Annotated in this window: 19 protein-coding genes; 8 read left to right on the forward strand and 11 right to left on the reverse strand. The window is 34.5% G+C overall.

Features of this window, described 5'->3' with window-relative positions; translation table 11 throughout:
• The 7 genes from MVY38_RS10030 to MVY38_RS10060 all read right to left on the reverse strand — a co-directional run.
• On the reverse strand, positions 1 to 1,343 hold a 1,343-nt coding region (locus MVY38_RS10030), incomplete at its 3' end, for a HAMP domain-containing sensor histidine kinase (RefSeq protein WP_297485787.1).
• Positions 1,344 to 1,361: 18 nt separating this feature from the next.
• The gene (locus MVY38_RS10035; RefSeq protein ID WP_297485789.1) at positions 1,362 to 2,024 is read right to left on the reverse strand and encodes a PhoU domain-containing protein; all 663 of its coding nucleotides are present in this window, start codon (positions 2,022 to 2,024) and stop codon (positions 1,362 to 1,364) included.
• 26 nt (positions 2,025 to 2,050) lie between these two features.
• A complete protein-coding gene (pstB, locus tag MVY38_RS10040; protein ID WP_297485791.1) occupies positions 2,051 to 2,833 on the reverse strand; it encodes a phosphate ABC transporter ATP-binding protein PstB in 783 nt (260 codons plus the stop codon).
• A 9-nt stretch (positions 2,834 to 2,842) separates the two neighbouring features.
• On the reverse strand, positions 2,843 to 3,649 hold the full coding sequence (gene pstA, locus MVY38_RS10045) for a phosphate ABC transporter permease PstA (protein ID WP_297485793.1): 807 nt from the start codon (positions 3,647 to 3,649) through the stop codon (positions 2,843 to 2,845).
• The gene (gene pstC / locus MVY38_RS10050; protein ID WP_297485795.1) at positions 3,649 to 4,611 is read right to left on the reverse strand and encodes a phosphate ABC transporter permease subunit PstC; all 963 of its coding nucleotides are present in this window, start codon (positions 4,609 to 4,611) and stop codon (positions 3,649 to 3,651) included. The genes pstA and pstC overlap by 1 nt, the downstream gene beginning before the upstream one ends.
• A 169-nt stretch (positions 4,612 to 4,780) precedes the next feature.
• On the reverse strand, positions 4,781 to 5,785 hold the full coding sequence (gene pstS / locus MVY38_RS10055; RefSeq protein ID WP_297485797.1) for a phosphate ABC transporter substrate-binding protein PstS: 1,005 nt from the start codon (positions 5,783 to 5,785) through the stop codon (positions 4,781 to 4,783).
• 73 nt (positions 5,786 to 5,858) lie between these two features.
• Positions 5,859 to 7,016, reverse strand: a complete 1,158-nt coding sequence (locus MVY38_RS10060; protein ID WP_297485799.1) for a putative porin — start codon at positions 7,014 to 7,016, stop codon at positions 5,859 to 5,861.
• Between the two features lie 146 nt (positions 7,017 to 7,162).
• Between MVY38_RS10060 and MVY38_RS10065 the strand changes: the two genes are divergently transcribed.
• Positions 7,163 to 8,347, forward strand: a complete 1,185-nt coding sequence (locus MVY38_RS10065) for a hypothetical protein (protein ID WP_297485801.1) — start codon at positions 7,163 to 7,165, stop codon at positions 8,345 to 8,347.
• Positions 8,348 to 8,500: 153 nt separating this feature from the next.
• Complete coding sequence (locus MVY38_RS10070; protein WP_297485803.1) at positions 8,501 to 9,475, forward strand: acyl-CoA desaturase; 975 nt, start codon at positions 8,501 to 8,503, stop codon at positions 9,473 to 9,475.
• On the opposite strand, the gene MVY38_RS10075 is transcribed toward MVY38_RS10070, so the two are convergent.
• On the reverse strand, positions 9,472 to 10,635 hold the full coding sequence (locus tag MVY38_RS10075) for a fatty acid desaturase (RefSeq protein ID WP_297485805.1): 1,164 nt from the start codon (positions 10,633 to 10,635) through the stop codon (positions 9,472 to 9,474). The genes MVY38_RS10070 and MVY38_RS10075 overlap by 4 nt on opposite strands.
• Positions 10,636 to 10,753: 118 nt before the next feature.
• Here MVY38_RS10075 and MVY38_RS10080 point away from each other — a divergent pair, with 118 nt between their 5' ends.
• Genes MVY38_RS10080 through MVY38_RS10100 form a run of 5 tightly spaced genes read left to right on the forward strand, consistent with a single transcriptional unit; the run spans position 10,754 to position 14,560 of the window.
• Entirely contained in the window at positions 10,754 to 11,680 is a 927-nt protein-coding gene (locus MVY38_RS10080; RefSeq protein ID WP_297485807.1) for a branched-chain amino acid transaminase, read from the forward strand.
• 33 nt (positions 11,681 to 11,713) lie between these two features.
• The gene (locus MVY38_RS10085; protein ID WP_297485822.1) at positions 11,714 to 12,811 is read left to right on the forward strand and encodes a prohibitin family protein; all 1,098 of its coding nucleotides are present in this window, start codon (positions 11,714 to 11,716) and stop codon (positions 12,809 to 12,811) included.
• Positions 12,812 to 12,813: 2 nt separating this feature from the next.
• The gene (gene hisIE / locus MVY38_RS10090; protein WP_297485825.1) at positions 12,814 to 13,494 is read left to right on the forward strand and encodes a bifunctional phosphoribosyl-AMP cyclohydrolase/phosphoribosyl-ATP diphosphatase HisIE; all 681 of its coding nucleotides are present in this window, start codon (positions 12,814 to 12,816) and stop codon (positions 13,492 to 13,494) included.
• Between the two features lie 8 nt (positions 13,495 to 13,502).
• Entirely contained in the window at positions 13,503 to 14,015 is a 513-nt protein-coding gene (locus MVY38_RS10095; RefSeq protein ID WP_297485809.1) for a DUF2393 domain-containing protein, read from the forward strand.
• Positions 14,012 to 14,560: a DUF2393 family protein gene (locus MVY38_RS10100; RefSeq protein WP_297485811.1), complete on the forward strand. Its 549-nt coding sequence runs from the start codon at positions 14,012 to 14,014 to the stop codon at positions 14,558 to 14,560. The genes MVY38_RS10095 and MVY38_RS10100 overlap by 4 nt, the downstream gene beginning before the upstream one ends.
• On the opposite strand, the gene MVY38_RS10105 is transcribed toward MVY38_RS10100, so the two are convergent.
• Positions 14,557 to 15,516 carry a TIGR01212 family radical SAM protein gene (locus tag MVY38_RS10105; RefSeq protein ID WP_297485813.1) on the reverse strand — a complete coding sequence of 320 codons (960 nt, stop codon included), beginning with the start codon at positions 15,514 to 15,516 and terminating at the stop codon, positions 14,557 to 14,559. The two genes, MVY38_RS10100 and MVY38_RS10105, sit on opposite strands and share 4 nt — an antisense overlap.
• The gene (purF, locus tag MVY38_RS10110) at positions 15,516 to 16,871 is read right to left on the reverse strand and encodes an amidophosphoribosyltransferase (protein ID WP_297485815.1); all 1,356 of its coding nucleotides are present in this window, start codon (positions 16,869 to 16,871) and stop codon (positions 15,516 to 15,518) included. Before purF ends, MVY38_RS10105 begins: the two co-directional genes overlap by 1 nt.
• 174 nt (positions 16,872 to 17,045) lie before the next feature.
• On the opposite strand from purF, the gene MVY38_RS10115 reads away from it, so the two are divergent.
• The gene (locus tag MVY38_RS10115; RefSeq protein WP_297485817.1) at positions 17,046 to 17,849 is read left to right on the forward strand and encodes a J domain-containing protein; all 804 of its coding nucleotides are present in this window, start codon (positions 17,046 to 17,048) and stop codon (positions 17,847 to 17,849) included.
• Here the strand turns inward: MVY38_RS10115 and MVY38_RS10120 are convergent.
• The coding region (locus tag MVY38_RS10120; RefSeq protein WP_297485820.1) for a DUF234 domain-containing protein at positions 17,811 to 18,709 on the reverse strand (899 nt) is incomplete at its 5' end. The genes MVY38_RS10115 and MVY38_RS10120 overlap by 39 nt on opposite strands.

The following is an 18,709-nucleotide window of genomic DNA, read 5'->3' on the forward strand; positions in this document are numbered from 1 at the left end:
TTAGAGCTTATTTTAAGTGTGAAGTGATGGAGGGTTATAATCTTGTTGACTAAAAATAGTCCAAGTCCTAGGGAATTATTCCAAGAGTTTTGCTGTACTCTATAAAATTTTTCTGTAATTTTTTCTAAATTTTTCTTACTAATCCCTATTCCTGTATCAATTACTTCAATACTTCTTTTAGAAATTTTAACTATTACTTCATCTTCCGAATATTTGAGTGCATTTTCTATTAAGTTACTTATGACAACTCCAAAAAGTGTTTTATCTACATTTACTATAACACTTTTATCACCCTGTATAATGATATGTTTTCGTGGATATGTTAGCTGAAGTGTTTGCACAGTTTCATTGACTAATTCATTTAGATTTGTTTGATGCGTCTGTATAGACTGCGTTTTTCCATCAAGTTTCATGGAAAGTCTGAGTGTATCTATAAGTTCGCTGAGCTTTGTACCATTGTTATTTATTTTTTTAAGAAACTTTTTGCGTATACTTGGGTTAATATTTTCATCTTCTAAAAGTGTTTGTGAATATCCATTCACTACTGCAATAGGATTTTTAAATTCGTGCGAAATAGCAGAGATGATGTCATCTTTTTGTTTGTTTGAATTTTGTAATTTTTTTGTATATTTGTCATGTTGCTTATCTTTTTTTGCCAAAATTTTTGAGACTTTTGTTAGAAGAGTTGTGATAAGTGCAAACTCTTGAGAATAATTTGATGAAATGTAGGTAGGTTTCTCTTTTTTTGTGAGTGCTTTTAAAAAATCTACAATTTTCTTGGTTTCATATTGTATTTGTGTATTAATCTTATAGCTCATAAAAAAGAGGATAATAAAAAAGAGAATAACTACAGCCGATATCTTAATACCAAGATTTACAAACTCATGATAAATTCCTTTAAGCTCTTTTGACAAGCGTATATAGATTATTTTGTTTTTAAGCTCTATTTTTTTTGCAACATAGAGCATATCTTTGTTGAGTGTATGGGAATGACGAATAATTTCACCAAATTTTTCATTGTCAGCTTGCATTATTTCTGGTCTGTAACGATGGTTATCCATGGTCGTTTTGTCTTTATAGCCTTCAGCTATAACAGTGCCATCTTTTGCAATAACAGTTAAACGCAGTTGCAGATTTTTTTTTATTTTTCTTGCAAGTGTATCAAAATCTGTTTTATTGTTAATAGTAAAAGAGAGAAGGTCAATATCTTGAATAAGGGCTTTTTTAGAAGAGTCTATATAGTAATCATAAGTCCAATAGTGCACTATTGCACCAACAAGTAAAAAAAGGAAAGCAAAAAGCAGTAAGAATTTTCGTAAGATTATTTGATGAAATTTTAACACTTTTTGCCTTTTTGAGTATTAGTTGTGTATTGTGCCGCCGAGTTTTATGTAAACAAGGAGATTTGCTACACTAATTGCACGCCCAGCAATTTTTTCACTTTTTCTAAGTGCTTTGAGCATCTTATGGTATTTTTCAAAACCTTGCACGCAACTTTCTGCTTCTGAAACAAGTTTTCTCTCTATCATTTCATAAAGATCATCTGCTTTATTCTCTTCTATAAGTACCTCTTCATACATCTCTTGAAGTTCATCAGCATCTTCGATGTTTATCATAGTTATACTTGTTTTAATGGCTTTAACAGTAGATGATTGCATAGGGAGTGTGTACTCATTAATGGTCTCCACATCAAGATCACCACATACATCAGTAAATCCACGGATGAAACTTCTTGTATTTGAGCATGCACGAGCTATTTCATTTGTTATTTTAAAGTAAGCTACAACGCGTCTAAGGTCTTTTGCTTCAGGAGTATAGAGTGCAAGAATTTTAATAATTGCGTTATCTATCTCATCTGTACGAGAAGTAATGTTTTTAATAGAGTTTCTTGCTTCACTAAAAACTTTTTGATCACAATCATTTAAAGCTTTAAGTATCAGCTCATTTGCTTTTACAAGATCTTCTCCTATTGATGTAATCTTCTCTTTTACTTCATTCAAATTTGTTTTAAAAGTTGGTAACATATGCTTTTCCTTTTTTTATTTTGTTTTTAACCGAAACGGCCAGTAATATAATCTTCTGTTTGCTGCTCTTTTGGATTTAGGAAAATGTTCTCCGTTTTATCAAATTCTATAAGATCTCCTAAATACATAAACGCAGTGTAGTCACTTATTCGTGAAGCTTGTTGCATATTGTGAGTAACAATGGCAATACTTATATCGTTTCTAAGTTCAACGATGAGCTCTTCAATAGCTGCAGTTGAGATAGGATCAAGTGCGGAAGTTGGCTCATCAAAAAGTAAAACTTCGGGTTTTACAGCAACTGCACGGGCAATACAAAGACGCTGTTGCTGTCCACCTGAGAGTCCCATAGCCGACTTGCCTAGTCTATCACTCACTTCGTTCCAAAGTGCAGAACCTTTAAGGGCCGCTTCTACACGGTCAGAGAGTTCACTTTTGTTTTTAATGCCATCAATTTTTAATCCATAAGCAACATTGTCAAAGATACTCATTGGAAACGGTGTAGGTTTTTGAAAAATCATTCCTACTTTTTGTCGTAATTGAATAAAATCATTCTCTTTTTTTATTGCAAGAATATTGTCATACTCTCCTGTTGTCTCATTTAAAAGATTAATTTTTCCATCGTATGTGTTTCCAGGATATAAATCATGAATACGGTTCATTGAGCGTAAAAGTGTAGATTTTCCACAACCACTTGGACCGATAAGTGAAGTAATCTTATTCTTTTCAATCGGTAGTGTTATATTTTTTAGTGAGGGTGCTTCCGCACCTGGATATGTAAAAGAGAATTTTTCAATATTCATAACTAGCATGATATTTCCTTATTTTTTATTTCTTGTGATAAATTTACCTGTGAGGTTAATGATGAGTACCATAGCAGTAAGTATGAAAGAGGCTGCCCATGCTAAATCTCGACTACTTGTTTGTACATCACTTGCCAAATCATAAATACTTACACTAAGTGATGGAAATGCGTGTGTCATATCTAATGAGAAGTAGTTACTTGTTTGTGAGGTGAAAAGTAGTGGTGCAGTTTCACCAACAATTCTTGCAAAAGCGAGCAGTATTCCTGTCATAATACCTACTTTTGCAGCTTTAATGACAATATCTAAAATCACTCGATATTTAGAAGCTCCAAGTGCAATTCCTGCTTCACGCAACTCTTTTGGAACAAGAGAGAGCATAGAGTCTGTTGTACTGATGACGATTGGAATCATCATAATAGCAAGAGCAATAGAACCTGCAAAACCACTTGTATGCCCTGTTGGAACAACAATGATGGCATAAACAAAAGCACCAATGACAATAGATGGCGCGCTCATCATGATGTCACTTAGGTTTCTGATTATATTTGCGTATCTCCCTCGTCCATATTCACGAATGTAAATACCAGCAATCATTCCAAGAGGAATACCAATAACACTTGCAAAACCTGCTAAAATAAATTGCCCTATAATAAGGTTACGAAGTCCATTGTTAATTAAATCTGTAACAAAGAGAGAGAAATGGAATGAACTCAAACCTTTTACAAAAAGGGTAACCAAAATCCATGCTAAAAAGGCAAGTCCAATCACTGCAGAGATGGTAGAGAGTGCTAAAACTATTTTATTTATTAGAAGTCTTTTCATTAATCAGCCTTTCTTAAAAAGAAGAATTTTGCAAAAGAGATAACTGCAAAACTCATTACAAAGAGAATAAGAGCAAGATAAAAGAGGGAACTCATACCAAGTCCACTTGCTTCTCCAAAGTTGTTTGCTAGTGCAACTGGAATCGAGATGGTCGGGTCGGTAATTTTATGTGGAAGTTCAAAAATAGAACCAATAAGAAATGCAACTGCCATAGTCTCACCTAGAGCACGACCAAGTGAGAGAATGATAGAGCCAATGATACCAACTTTTGAGTATGGAAAAATGACATCTTTGATAACTTCAAATTTTGTTGCACCAAGGGCATAAGCAGACTCTTTTAAAATATCTGGCGTTGTATTCATAGAGTCTCTTGTAATTGCTGCCATAAATGGAAGAATCATAACCCCTAAAACAAGTCCAGCCGTGAGGAGTGAGACTTGAAAACCTCCAAATAAATCGGCTACAATAGGAGCAAAATAGTAAAGTCCCCACATACCAAAAATAATACTTGGAATGGCGGCGAGTAGTTCTATTGCACCACCAACAAAGCTAGAGATGTTTTTTGGAGCTATCTCAGCTAAAAATATTGCTATTCCCATAGCAATTGGCATAGCAAACGCAAGTGCTATCAGTGTTGAAAAAATTGTTCCGACAAGTGGTACCAAACCACCATAAATAGTCTTTGTAGGTGTGTCATCTTCATCTTCCATAATCATTCCATCATCATCACTGTAATCATCAGGATTTACTACTTCAGAACTATCTGAAACTTTTTTGATACTGTCTGCTTGAGGTGTTGTGATTGGTACTTCTTTATTCCATGCTGGATCTACAATAAAATGTAAACCAAATTCATTTATAGCAGGTCGTGCTGCGTCAAAGAGCGTAATGAAAATTCCAAGAAGAATAATGAACACTAATGTTGCACTTGAAAAAGAGATTTTTTGAAAGAGTTTTTCCATTTGTATTCCATAAGTAAAATATTTTCATTATTATATAAAAATTTAATTACAAAGAGATTACATAGAATATTTTTAAGAAGTTTTGCCCCCTCTAAAAAAGAGGATATTATGAATATATGAAATTTGAAATTTGTTTTAAAGAGGGGGGGGTGAAAGCTTGGAAAGGGGATTATTTAATCCCGTTTTCTTTCCAATATTTTCTGATTTTGTTTGTTAAAGAGTTTGGTAATGGAACATACCCAAGGCTAGAAGCGATATTTGCACCATTTTTATATGACCAGTCATAGAATGCTGTTACTTTTTTATCCATAGCTTTGTGCTCTTTTGGTAAAAGAATAAAAGTTGCTGCTACAATAGGGTAAGATTTTGCACCTGCAGGGTCTGCGATGATAGCATAGAAATCTTTTCTTGGATCAAAACTAGCTTTTGCTGCACTCTCTTGAAATGCTTTAAGATTAGGTTTGATGTAGTAACCTTCTCTATTTTCAACTGTAGCCATTGCAATACCATTTGATTTTGCATCTGCATAGTCCATATACCCTACAGAGTATGGAGTTTGTTTAATAAGTGCGCCAACACCAGGGTTTCCTTTACCACCAACATGGTGATCACCAGGCCAAGTTACAGATTTTCTTGCACCAAATGCTTTTCTCCACTCAAGGTTACTTTTTGCAAGGTAGTAAGTAAAGTTAAATGTAGTTCCACTCGCATCTGAACGGTGAACAAATGTTAATTTTTTATGTGGTAAGTTTGCAGTTGGGTTACTCATTGTAATGAGTTTGTTATCCCAGTATTTGATGTGACCAAGTGCGATTTCAGCGATTGCTGCACGGCTTAATTTGATGTTCTTGTGGTTTGGAACATTGTATGCCATTGTAATTGCACCAACAACTGCTGGGAATTGGTAAAGCTTATGTTTTTTGAGTGTTTTAGGAGTAAGAGGTTTATCACTACCACCGAAGTTTGATTGTCTTGCTTCAATATGCTTAATACCAGCTCCAGAACCTTCACTAATATAGTTGATTTTAATACCAGTATCTTTGTTGTATGCTTTAATCCATTGTTGATAAACAGAATAAGGAAAAGAAGCACCGCTTCCTTTGATTACATCATTAGCCGAAAGAGCCCCCGCTAAAACTGAAGTTGCAAGAGCAAGTTTAAGTACTTTTGTCATTTATTACACCTTTTAAATTTAAGTTGTGAAAGTATAAGATACTTTGGTTACGAAAAGATTACAAATTTGTTTGTTAAAACTTTATAATAGCATCTAACTGAACACGCTCATAATCTGCTGCTGGCTTTCCAACTTTTTTTTCTGCAAAAAGTGTATCAAAAAAGAATGTTCCAGCAAGGTATGTGTTTTTGCCAAATTTATATTTTGCTCTTATAGCATGTCCCTTAGCTGCAGTACCACCACCAAAATTATCCGAATCACTATGCGCACCTAGTACTGCATCTGCCTGGAGATCAGTATAAGAGTATTTCAGTTGCCAATCATGAACTTTTTTCGCCTTACCTATTTGGACTGCTAAATCATACCCCAAGTTTTTATCACTAGCTACAGCGTTATATGCCATCCCTGCAGCAACTGCAAGCGGTTTACCAAAAATATCTTTGAATTTGAGTTCTCCAAATGCTTCTAAAATATTGTAATCGTTTTTAAATACACCATTTACTAAAGTATTACCCATTCCTGTACCTTTGTTGGTGTTATAAATAGGTGTGTTTCCCTTGACTCCATCGTAGTAATAAATAGCTGTACCTAAATTTAATTGAGAATTTTCTAATTTAATTTTTTGTACATATTGTGCAAAAAAGAGGTTAATGGTATTTTTAGCATTAACCTGCTCTGCATATGTTGGTTGATTGATACCTGCATTAATGATACGAGAGTCATTCTCATAGTTATAACTCACACCGTTGAATGAAAGGTCATTATCCCAAATAAGCTGTGATTTGATTGGTCTATATATCATATAGGGATGTCTTCCAACTTTTAGAGTGGAGTCTCCATTCTTATATGCAATATCTAAAATGTTAAATCTCAATGACTCCCAAAAATAATCACTTAAAGCTTTATCATCTAGAAATGTTTGATTGCCAGAAGTTGGATTTGCATATCCACTTCTCATACCAACATCAAATTTTAGATTTTGCATTAAATCAATAGCTGCTACTAGTCGTAACCTATATCTGTTGTGATAAGTATATTTGTTTGTAGTGTCAGTTCCATCTTTATAGTAAGTCTCTTTACTTTCATAGCGTAATCTGAGATCGCCTTTGAAATGAAATCTATCTAAAAATTTTTCTTCTGTATTTGTTACTGTTTGTGCGTTAACAACTGTTCCTAAAGTTAAAGCAGCTAAAGCTGTTAAAATAACTCCCCTCATTTTTTTATTTGCCATAATTTCTCCCCTTTATTGTGACTTGATGCTCTAATAATAGAAAAAGAAGGTTACAGTAAGGTTACAAATGCAGACTATTCTTGTAATCATTATGTAACCAAGATATTTTATACTTCCGCCGAACAAACAAAAAAAGGAATTCAAAAATGAAAAAAATCGTTTTATCAGCTTTAGCTGCTTTAACTCTAGGTTCAGTTGCTGCAAATGCAGGTGCATTAAAATTATATCAAGATGCTAATGGTCAGGTATTTACTCAAGCAGGTGAAGGTCGCACAGCGATTAAAACTCCTACTTCAGTTTTTTCTCATGCAGATAAATTGAAATTTGATGGTCAAGCCTTTATTGGCTATAAAAATACACAGTATGATGATAGTTCAAAAGATTCTACTCAAGATTTTGAAGTTCGTCGTGGATATTTTCAATTAAAAGCGTATCTTTTAGATGATCCTAAATCTTACTACCGTGTTACAATGGATTTAACAAGAGAAAAAAGTACAACTGCAAATACAAATGGTAGTATGATAGTTCGTGCAAAATATGCTTACTTAAACTTAAATGAAGTACTTCCTGCAACTAGCTTAGAAATTGGTTTGGCTCACAGACCTTGGCATGATTATGAAGAGCATAACTCTTGGATGTACAGAAGTATTTCTGAAATTTTAATTGAAAATGGAAATTCTGCACATATTTCAAGTTCAGCTGACTTTGGCGTAATGGCAAAAACAAGAACAAAATATTTTGATGCCGATTATGGTGTTTTTAATGGTGAAGGGTACCACTCTGCACAAAACTCAAATGGTATGAGTTTAGAGTGGAGATTTACAGGACATCTTTTAGGTACACATGGTCATCCTGAAAAAACTACATATCTTGATGCTTCTTTCTTTGGTCAATTAAATCAAAAACACTCTAAAAATGCTGTAACAGGTCATGAAGATGACTTACATTTTTATGGTTTTCACGCAGTCTATAATATGCCTGCATTCTTAGCCTCTGCTCAATATGTAACTTCAGAAGATACTTCAACTAATTCATCTGCTACAGGTGCAGCTTCTAAAGGTTCTGGTGATGGTTACTCTTTCAATGTTGAAGGTCGTGTAGGTGAAGAACATCAGTATAAAGCATTTGCAAGAGTTGATAAATGGACTCCTGATGTAAATAGTGGTGCTACAAAATATGATAAAAATACTTATATCGGTGGTGTAGCTTGGAAACAAAACTCAAATGTTGAGTGGGTTGCAAATGTTACTATTGATGACAATGATCATGCAACGGGAACTGCTAGTCCTAAAAGTACATCTTATATGCTAACAACTCAAATAGATTTCTAAAAGTCTATTTGTTATAAACAAATTTCAAATTTCATTTTCTCCTTATAGAGTGTGAAGCTTTTTAGCTTCTACACTCTTCTTTCTCTTTTTAATCCATTATTTCAGCAAATTAAAGTTATTATAACTCCTTATTAGAAATTTGGGGGATAAGTGATGTCTAAAGAGATGTTTGAAGAGTTAAAACAAGAGGTGCGAGAAGCTGGTCTTTTAAATAGAGTTCCCATTCGAGGTAGTGTTGAGATGCTTGCTATCATTATAAGTATGGCATTTATCTATTATGCGTTGTTTCATTGGAATGCAATCAATATTGCCTATCCATACAAAAGTATTCTTTTAGGTCTCTTTATGAGTCTGGTTTTTACACGCGCTGTTTTCGTTTCTCACGATATTCTCCATCGGCAATATTTTAAAGATAAAGGACTCTCTTTTAAACTGAGCTATCCTTTTTCTGCAATCATTTTAAGTAACTCCTCTTCTTGGTGGGATTTTAAACACAATGTAAATCACCATACATGGTGTAATATCATCGAAAAAGATGTAGATATAAACGCAATGGATGGTGCTTTTACACATAAAAAAGGTGACAAAGCTTGGCTGAAAAAAACGAAGTATCTTGTTTTTTGGGGTGCCATGTTCTTTATGTATCCCGCGTTTGTTGCACAGTCATATAAGTTTGTAATCAAGCGTAAAAAATGGGGAGAGTTTTCTTTAATGCTGCTGCATTGGCCAGTAATTTGGGGTCCTGTTTTTTATTTTCTGCCTTTAAGTGAAGCTATTATTGTTGCATTAACACTTAATTTTACACTCTCTCCATGGCTTGCGTTTGGATTTATTACCAATCATTTAGGATGCGAAGTTTTCGATAATGAAGTAGGCAGTAAACTCTCATGGATGGAGTTGCAGATGCGAGGTTCACGCTCTCTTCGTGGTGGTATGATTGTACACTGGTTTTATGGTGGACTCAATACACAAATAGAGCATCATCTCTTTCCAAAAGCACCACGATTTAATCTCTTAAAAGTACAAAAGATTACAAAAGAGTTTGCAAAAAAATACAATATTAATTATTTTGAGACGGGGATTTTAGAAGCGTATGTGCAGATAAACAGTGAGTTGAAGAAGTACTAAACTCCTTCGACTCGTAAGACTTTTGTGTTTCCAACCATTAGTTCAATAGTCATAAAAAACCGCTTCCAAACAGACTCTTGTCTATACTCCAAATTATGCTTTTTACATATATCTTTTACTATTGGTTGCATATCTTGGTAGAATGAGTGTGGCATATTTGGAAAAAGATGATGTTCAACTTGATAGTTTAAAAAACCATGTAAAAAGTCAACCAAATCTGTCCCTGTATTGTAGTTTACACTTCCCATAATTTGACGAAGATAGTATTCACCTTGCGTTTTATGCGGTGTTGAAAATTGGTAAATATCTTCTGCTGAATGATTTGGAACAATGACCAAAAATGAGTGTAAATTGGCAAAGAGTTCACCAAGCACTAAAAAGCCAAACGCAGTACCAACAGCACCTAAGCCAAATGGTAAAAAGAGCAGCGGTAAAAAGAGAAATTGGAAAAGACCATAAGGTAGAAGATACTGAGTCCAGAGTTCACGCCCTTTTTTGGTAAAAGGAGAGAATTCATACTTTTGACTTCGTGGATCATTCATAGTTTTATTCTCTTTGTTTGCTAAAATTCTTTGTGTATTTGGAGCATAGTATGCGAGTTTCCACATACCTGCAAATAAATAAACAACTGCATACTTCATCCACATAGGAACTTTAGCTTTATGGAGCCACTCAAGATTCTTTTCAACATTATCAGGGTCGTCTAGTTCTCCTAAATGGTAGTGGTGCATGATGTTATGCTCATACGCCCAAGCATCAGGTATTATCCAGTCAAGCCAATCAATATATCTACGCTTTCCTGCTGCAAATCCTGCTTTTGTGTATCGATGAGGAATATTTGGTACTTTATCATAAGCACCATGGAGGATTGGATGTGTCACATTTGACCAGCGTGCGACATTTCCTATCCCAATTAAAAATGCACCAAAACTTCCAAAAAACCAAAAATCAAAAAGTGAAATACCTGAATTATAACTACTGAGTATTGTTACTGTTGCAATAAGTATAAATCCAGAAATTGTTGCAAATCTTCCCCATTTTTCTAACTTCAAAAGGTGTTCAAAATCCTTTTGTCCTACTTTAAGTGTTTTCTTAATATCATCTATATCTTTTTGCAGTTGCGCCTGGTCTATCTCTTCATAGTTTGCGTATTGGTTCACATTTTTCCCTAATATTTATTATTCAATAGAATTATAATGAATTTTTACTTAATAGTTAATACAACATAAATCGCATTTTAGATAAAATAGCAACAATTATAATAACTGGAGAATTTTTATGGACGCTGCCAAATATATTTGGATGAATGGAAAATTTGTTGCATGGGAAGATGCTAAAGTACATGTATTAACACACACAATTCATTATGGAAATGGTGTTATTGAAGGGACAAAGGCATATAAAACAGAAAAAGGTTATGCAATTTTTCGCCTTAATGACCATACAAAACGCTTGAAAGAATCAGCTAAAATGACAATGATTAATATCCCATACAGTGTTGAAGAGTTAAATCTTGCACAAATTGAACTTGTTCGTAAAAATGAATTTACAGGGGACAATGTATATCTTCGCCCTTTTTCATTTTTGGGTTATGGTGTTATGGGACTTTACCATAAAAATGCACCAGTTGAGACTGCTGTTGCTGCATGGGAGTGGGGTGCATACCTTGGTGAAGAGGGAATGCGTAAAGGAATTAGACTAAAAATTGTCTCTATGACAAGACCTGCAAATACTTCAAATATGGGTAAAGCAAAGGCTACGGCAAATTACTTAAACTCTCAAATGGCAAAATATGAAGCAATCGATGCTGGCTATGATGAAGCACTTTTACTTGATGATCAAGGCTATGTTGCAGAGGCAAGTGGTGCTTCATTTTTTATGATAAAAGATAAAGAGATAATTACACCTCCAAGTGATAACGCACTTGCGTCAATTACACAAAAAATGGTTATTGAAATGGCTACAGATATGGGCTATAAAGTGACTCGTCGTAGAATTACAAGAGAGGAAGTTTATGTGGCAGATGAAGCATTCTTAACAGGGACTGCTGCTGAAATTACGCCTATTGCTCTTGTTGATGCAAGAGAGATTGGTTGTGGCTCACGCGGTGAAATTACAGCAATTATTCAAAGTGAATACTTTGATATTGTTTTTGGTAGAAATAAAAAATATGAGCACTACTTAACGTATGTTGATGCAGTGTAACTGGGAACTTAAATGAAAGAAGAGAATATACTTATGGCTTCAGATATGAACGATTACTTTAATAAAAAGAAGAGTGAGGGAGGCGGTTTTAATAAGCAGTCAAACTCTGGTGGTGGCAATGGTAATGGACCTAAAGGACCACAAATGCCAAATTTAGACTTTAATTTTGGTGGAGGCAAGGCTGCCGCTATTTATGTAATTATTGGTATTGTCCTTGTATTACTTCTTGCAAAACCTTTTACTATTGTACAAGAGGGTGAGCGTGGGATTTTAAGTACAAATGGTAGGTATCAAGAGCAGGCATTGCTTCCAGGATTACATTTTATTATTCCTGTAATTCAAAAAGTTTATAGAGTAGATACAAAAGTTCGTATAATCAATTATGCTTCACACATAGAGGTAAATTCAGGACGAGAGTCTGGGATTGTTTCTAAACCTGCTGTTACCGTACTTGATAAGCGTGGACTTCCTGTTTCTATTGAATTAACAGTGCAATATAGACTTAATGCACAGTTTGCTGCACAAACTATTTCAAACTGGGGTTTTAGCTGGGAAGATAAAATTATAAATCCAGTTGTGCGTGATGTTGTTCGTAATGTTGTTGGTCAATATGATGCAGAATCACTTCCTATGATTCGTGATAAAATTGCAGCGGAGATAGAAGCTGGATTAAGAAAAAATATTGCTAGTTTGAAAAATACTCCTGTTATTTTACAATCAGTTCAGCTTCGTGACATTATTTTACCTGCAAAAGTAAAAGATCAAATTGAGCGTGTTCAGATTGCAAAACAAGAGGTACAAAAAGCAGAGCAAGAAGTACAACGCGCAAAACAAGAAGCACTTAAAAAAGCTGCACAAGCACAAGGTGTAGCAGATCAAGCGAGAATTGAAGCAAAAGGGAAAGCCGATGCTATTACTATAAACGCAGATGCACAGGCAAAAGCTAACTTACTTATTTCAAAATCATTAACAAGTAAACTTCTTGAGTTGAAACAGATGCAAGTTCAGGGTAAATTTAATGATGCACTTCGTGTCAATAAAGATGCTAAAATTTTCTTAACTCCTGGTGGTTCTACTCCAAATATTTGGGTAGATACAAAAGATATAAAACAGAGAACAACGGCAAAATAATGATGCAAGAGATAGTAAATAGAGTTGATTGGGATAAACAAGAACTTCTTCCTGTAATTGTGCAGGAGAGTGGTTCAAATGAAGTGCTGATGATGGCATATATGGACAAAGAAGCCTTAGAACTTTCACTTACAACAAAAATTGCACACTACTTTTCAAGAAGTAAACAACGCATTTGGAAAAAGGGTGAGAGTAGTGGACATACACAAGAGATAAAATCTTTTTTTATTGATTGTGATAATGATACGCTCCTTATTAAAGTAAAACAAAATGGTGTTGCTTGCCATACTGGACGAAAATCATGTTTCTTTACAGAGCTTGAGAGTGGTGACATCACTACTGAAGTTGAGGTAGATACACAAGAGGCGTATGGGGTGATAGATACACTTTACCATACAATTCAAGAGCGTAAAAATGCAGATCCTAAAACTTCATGGACTGCAAAACTTTTAAGTAAAGGTGAAAACACTATACTTAAAAAAGTTGTAGAAGAGGCTGGTGAATACTGTTTTGCACATAAAGATAATGATGAACATGAAATGGTCTATGAAGCTGCAGATTTGACCTATCATATGCTTGTCGCACTTGCTTCAAAAAATATTTCACCAGATAGAATCAAGCAAGAGCTTGCTCGTAGATTTGATATGAGTGGTATTGCTGAGAAGAACTCAAGAAAAGATTAGAGACTTTGATGAAAGAGAAAATCCTCGCTTTTGTACACCATCTTTTAATTTATGATTACATACTCTTTGGCGTTGCATTTACTCTTTTCTTACTCTTTATAATCCTTGCGATTTTACTGCGAAATAGACTTGGTATTGCTACCTTTTTTGTTTTGCTAGGCTTCACTTTTTTAGTTGCAGGTCCGACTGTAGGCTATATTGAGCTACACAAATACCTTTTTAAAAACTCCACAAAACTTATTTCACAAAAGAAGCTTAACTTTGTGGATGCTATTGTCGTACATGCAACGCTTAGTAATGAGTCGAAGTTTAATTTTACAGAGTGTAAGGTTGTTGCTACTGTTTATAAATCTACATCGAATAGATTAAAAAATTATATTTATAAAATAAAACCGCTTAAACGCAGCGCTCTTATTTTGCATAACATACCCAAAGGTACAACAAGAGAATTTAAGCTCTTTGTAGAGCCTTTTAGATACTCTAAGGAGTACAATCTTACTCTAGGAGCTAGTTGCAGATGAGTTCATTTAATATATGGCACTATATGGTGCTAACTGTTATTTTTGTAGTTTTCATTGTAGGTATTATTCGTGCATTGAAAGAGAAAAATCAAAAGATGATGTACTCTATGCTTTTTACAGTAACTCTTATTACTGTTTTTATGGCAGTTTTTTCTATTTTTGTGGTAGATAAATATACTAAACATGTAAAATTGTATGATCTTAAAAACAGTAGATTACTTAGTTTAGAACGCATCTCTTACACTGGCATAGTGAAAAATGTAGGAAAGTATCCTATTGGAAAGGTTACTCTTGAGATTAAATTGGTAAATAAAGGGCATGTTACAGGGAGTGTAAAAGGTGGAAATTTTTACAAGCCAAGTGGATTTTTAGATTTTTTTACAGGTAGTTTTGGAATTGATAAGAGCAAGCCACAGACACTTGTAAAAAAGTTTGTTGTTGCTCGTAATCTAAAACCTGGTCATGCACATCAATTTTATGTGCATTTTCAGTTTCCACCATATTTTAGAAGTGTAGCGCAGTTTACAAAACTTACAGCGCGTTAATACTTTAGCCCTATTTTTTTAAGCGCTGCGTTTATATGTTTTACTTGTTGATTTTTATTTCTACACCATTGTGGTGCGAGTAGAGAATCATCATCTATTCCTGCTGTTACTCTTTGCACATTGACATTTTCTGGTTTCATCTGTATTGATTTGACTAAAGTGTCAAGATAGAGTTCCTCGCTAATTGGGGTAAATGTCCCACGCATAAAGTCATTTGCAAGTGCTGTCTTTTTTACTACATAAAGTGGATGATACTTAACAGAATCAATACCCCACGCGTATGCTTCTTTTGAAGTCTTAAGCATCATCTCCTGCGTTTCATCAGGAAGACCAAATATGAGATGCCCACAGACATTAAGCCCTGCATCTTTAGATTTGATTATCCACTCTTTTACATTTTGTGCATCATGTCCACGATTTATTTTTTCAAGTGTTTCATCGTAAACAGATTGTATGCCAAACTCTATCCAAATCTCTTTTGTTTTTGCGAGTTTACTTAGGTACTCTAGGGTTTCATCTGTGATGCTATCAGAGCGTGTACCAATGCTTAAACCGACTACATTATCAAATGAAAGTGCTTTGTCATAGAGTGCTTTAAGTGTCTCAAATGGGGCATAAGTATTTGTAAAAGATTGAAAATAGACTAAAAACTTCTCAGCTTTATACTCTTGTGCCTGTCTCTTTGAAATGGCATCAAATTGGAGTTCAAGTTGTTTGAGCTGTTTTTCTAAGAATGGATTTTCTCTAGAGTCAAGATTTAGGTGAAAACCCTTAAGCTCTTTGACTTCATCTGTACTTGCAGAAAAGGAGTCATTTTCACAAAATGTACAGCCGCCACGCGCAACTGTGCCATCAATATTTGGGCAAGTAAAACCAGAAATATTGATGCCAACTTTGTAAACCTTGACACCAAATTTATTTTTTAAGTAGCTTCCAAAGGTATATATTTGCTGCATTAAACTATGTATTTTCCAGTAAAACAGGCTGTACAGTAGATGTCTTTTGTTGCGTTTACACTTCTAAGAAGTGCCGCTTCATCAAGATATGCAAGAGAATCTGCTTCAATATAGTCACAGATTCCCTGTGTTGTCATATTTGCGGCAATAAGATTTTCTTTGCTTGGCGTATCTACACCATAAAAACATGGGTCCGTTGTTGGAGGAGAAGAGACACGCATATGTACTTCACTTGCTCCTGCTTCTTTAAGCATTCTAATAATACGACGAGAAGTTGTTCCACGGACAATAGAATCATCTATGACAATCACTCGTTTGCCTTTAATGATGTCTGTCATGGGTGAGAGTTTCATTTTTACTTTTAAATCACGCATCTCTTGCGTTGGTTCAATGAATGTTCTTCCAATGTAGTGATTTCGCATAATTCCCATCTCATAAGGAATACCGCTCGCCTGTGCATACCCAATGGCAGCAGGAACGCCACCATCAGGAACAGGAATAACTAAATCTGCTTCAATAGGCTCAATTTTTGCGAGTTCTTTGCCCATATTTTTTCTTGCTTCATAAACAGATTGTCCAAATACAGAGGAATCTGGACGAGCAAAATAGACATATTCAAAAATACAATGTTTTGGTGTTGGCTCATAAATTTTGATGCTAAGAGGCTCTTTTTTCTCTTCAAAAACAAGCAATTCCCCTGGTTCTACATCACGGATAAATTTTGCACCAACCAAATCAAATGCACATGTTTCACTTGCAACAATATAACCACCATTAGGAAGCCTTCCAAGACTTAGAGGACGAAAACCAAATCTATCACGCATAGCAAACATTTTTGTTCTACTTAAAAAGACAAGTGAAAAAGCACCCTCAATTTTTTGAACAGCGTCTATAATTCTATCGAGGAGATGTTCTTTTTCACTCTTAGCAATAAGATGAATAAGATTTTCAGTATCCATAAAAGTTTGAAAAATTGCACCACGCTTTATAAGTCTGTTTCTTACCTCTTCTGCGTTTGTAAGATTACCATTGTGAACGATTGCCATTTCACCTAAATCATAACGAGCAAATACTGGTTGTGCATCCAAAATTGAGTCATTCCCTGCTGTTGAGTATCTTGTATGACCTATGGCACTATTACCTTGAAGAGTCTTTAAGTTCTCTTCGTTAAATACTTTCATTACAAGCCCACGGTCTTTGATGGTATGTACTTTATGTCCATCTGCAGAAGAGATTCCAGCAGCTTCTTGTCCACGATGCTGCAAGGCATGTAGAGAAAAATAAGCTAATTTTGAAGCCTCTTCGTGACCAAAAATTCCAACAACGGCACACTTTTCATTCATATTTTCGCGCAAATTTTATCCTTAAGTAGGGTGGAAGTTAATTATATTCGCAATTATACTCAAAATTCCTATAATAAATATGAAAGTAGTTCGAATTAGTTGAGATAATTCAGCTAAAAATTGGAACTAAATTTGCTAGAATATCTTTATAATAGAATCTAAAATCCAAGTAAGGGGCATAGAGTTTTGAATATTGTTTTACGAAATAATCTCATTTTAGTTACGACTGACTTTGAAACTCTAAACGCAGCATGGATGAAAGAGTTTTTAAATCGCCACTCAAGAAGTATGCTTTTTCTCTCTAAAGCAGTGCTTGTATTTAGAAACGAAGATTTGCAAGATGAACGGATTGAATTTCTCTCAAAACTTAGTCAATATCATGCACAAAAATATGATTTTAACCATGAATTTTTTTTACGATCCATGTTAAAATTTGGCAATCAGCCAATTCGAGTAGAGCTAGAAAAAGAGTTAGAACCTGAAAATGTTGCCGTCAAACTTTATGCTTATGATAAAAATACGGTGCTCATTACACTAGATAGTCCAAATGTATGGGTTCTAAACTATTTGCGTTCACAGTTAGAAGTTTATGTTGCACGGGGAACAGATATATCTTTGGTTGTGGATGTGAGTGATTACAAGGCAAAAGGGAGACTTGAGAGGACTTTAAATAAACGCCATATTTTGCACTATCAGATACGCTATGTTTATGATAATCATTTTATGTCTAAGCTCTACTCTGACTTTGCAAATTATAGTTTTGGTGATTTAACAAGAGAGAGTGAAACAGAGACGAACAAACATCTTTATACGATTTTAGAATGCCCGATAGGTGCTTCTCAGGATGCTTTGAAAAAAAGTTATAAAAAGCTGGTAAAAGTGTACCATCCAGATACTGTTTATCATGATGATCCAAGTATGGTGCAGCACTATACGCAAAAATTTCAACTCTTACAAGAAGCTTATGAAGCTTTGAGAATTGTTAGTTGAGACAGAACTCTTTTTTAGTAAACTCATAAAATCATCACTTGTGTAGAGTGCAAGTTTTGCACCTTGCATCTGCTCTAACTCTTTTGAAAATCCACGCTTTGAAAAGAGAATGATTTGTGTAGGTACTATACCTAGTTTTTTACATTTGTCACTCAGTTTATGGAACTCTTTTTTATTGACTTTATGGTTTGTCCATTTACACTCTCCAATGTAAAACTTCTCATCTTTTGTAAGCGTTAAAATGTCTATTTCTGTTTTAGCATCCCAGTAACTCCCAGAACTTACAATATCTGTATCACGGAGATGGTAGTTGAGTAAAACTTCTGAAAGCTCTTCATAGACCAAACTTGTGTAGCTGCTGCGTTTAAGTGCAAACTCTTGTAAAATTTTTTCATAATCTCCTTTTGCAATACTTTTTATATTTGGCTGGATAAAATAGAACCAGAATCGAATAAAAGGATGGGTAAAAAGCACTTTATGTGAAATTCTGTATCTAGCTTCTTCTTTTTTTAGCTTTTTGTTTGGGTAAAGATTACGGGGATGCTCTTCGCGTGAGTACTCTAACTCTATTATTCCCTTCTCCTGAAAGTAATGCAGAGCCGCACCACCGTTCCCATTGTTTAAACCTGCTCTGTTAAACGCAGAAAATATCCGTCTATCTCCAGTTGCCAAAGCTTTTAGCAGTCTTTTGTTTGCATCATTTTTTAGTGTTATTTCATCGATTTTTTCATTTAAAGAAGCAAAATTATCTAAAATAAGTGACTTTATAAGAAGAGAAATCTTCTGCGTAGTATCGATTTGCCAGTTGAGTCCACCAAAAACAGAAAAGTAAGAAATCTGCGTTTCCATATCATCAGGAT

It is taken from the genome of Sulfurimonas sp., from assembly GCF_027056685.1.
Lineage (GTDB): Bacteria > Campylobacterota > Campylobacteria > Campylobacterales > Sulfurimonadaceae > Sulfurimonas.

Excerpts from the sequence above, each read along its gene's own strand:
- MVY38_RS10035 (WP_297485789.1), bottom strand. The coding sequence starts at position 2,024 with ATGTTACCAACTTTTAAAACAAATTTGAATGAAGTAAAAGAGAAGATT.
- pstB (WP_297485791.1), bottom strand. The coding sequence starts at position 2,833 with ATGCTAGTTATGAATATTGAAAAATTCTCTTTTACATATCCAGGTGCG.
- pstA (WP_297485793.1), bottom strand. The coding sequence starts at position 3,649 with ATGAAAAGACTTCTAATAAATAAAATAGTTTTAGCACTCTCTACCATC.
- pstC (WP_297485795.1), bottom strand. The coding sequence starts at position 4,611 with ATGGAAAAACTCTTTCAAAAAATCTCTTTTTCAAGTGCAACATTAGTG.
- pstS (WP_297485797.1), bottom strand. The coding sequence starts at position 5,785 with ATGACAAAAGTACTTAAACTTGCTCTTGCAACTTCAGTTTTAGCGGGG.
- MVY38_RS10060 (WP_297485799.1), bottom strand. The coding sequence starts at position 7,016 with ATGGCAAATAAAAAAATGAGGGGAGTTATTTTAACAGCTTTAGCTGCT.
- MVY38_RS10065 (WP_297485801.1), top strand. The coding sequence starts at position 7,163 with ATGAAAAAAATCGTTTTATCAGCTTTAGCTGCTTTAACTCTAGGTTCA.
- MVY38_RS10070 (WP_297485803.1), top strand. The coding sequence starts at position 8,501 with ATGTCTAAAGAGATGTTTGAAGAGTTAAAACAAGAGGTGCGAGAAGCT.
- MVY38_RS10080 (WP_297485807.1), top strand. The coding sequence starts at position 10,754 with ATGGACGCTGCCAAATATATTTGGATGAATGGAAAATTTGTTGCATGG.
- MVY38_RS10085 (WP_297485822.1), top strand. The coding sequence starts at position 11,714 with ATGGCTTCAGATATGAACGATTACTTTAATAAAAAGAAGAGTGAGGGA.
- hisIE (WP_297485825.1), top strand. The coding sequence starts at position 12,814 with ATGCAAGAGATAGTAAATAGAGTTGATTGGGATAAACAAGAACTTCTT.
- MVY38_RS10095 (WP_297485809.1), top strand. The coding sequence starts at position 13,503 with ATGAAAGAGAAAATCCTCGCTTTTGTACACCATCTTTTAATTTATGAT.
- MVY38_RS10100 (WP_297485811.1), top strand. The coding sequence starts at position 14,012 with ATGAGTTCATTTAATATATGGCACTATATGGTGCTAACTGTTATTTTT.
- MVY38_RS10105 (WP_297485813.1), bottom strand. The coding sequence starts at position 15,516 with ATGCAGCAAATATATACCTTTGGAAGCTACTTAAAAAATAAATTTGGT.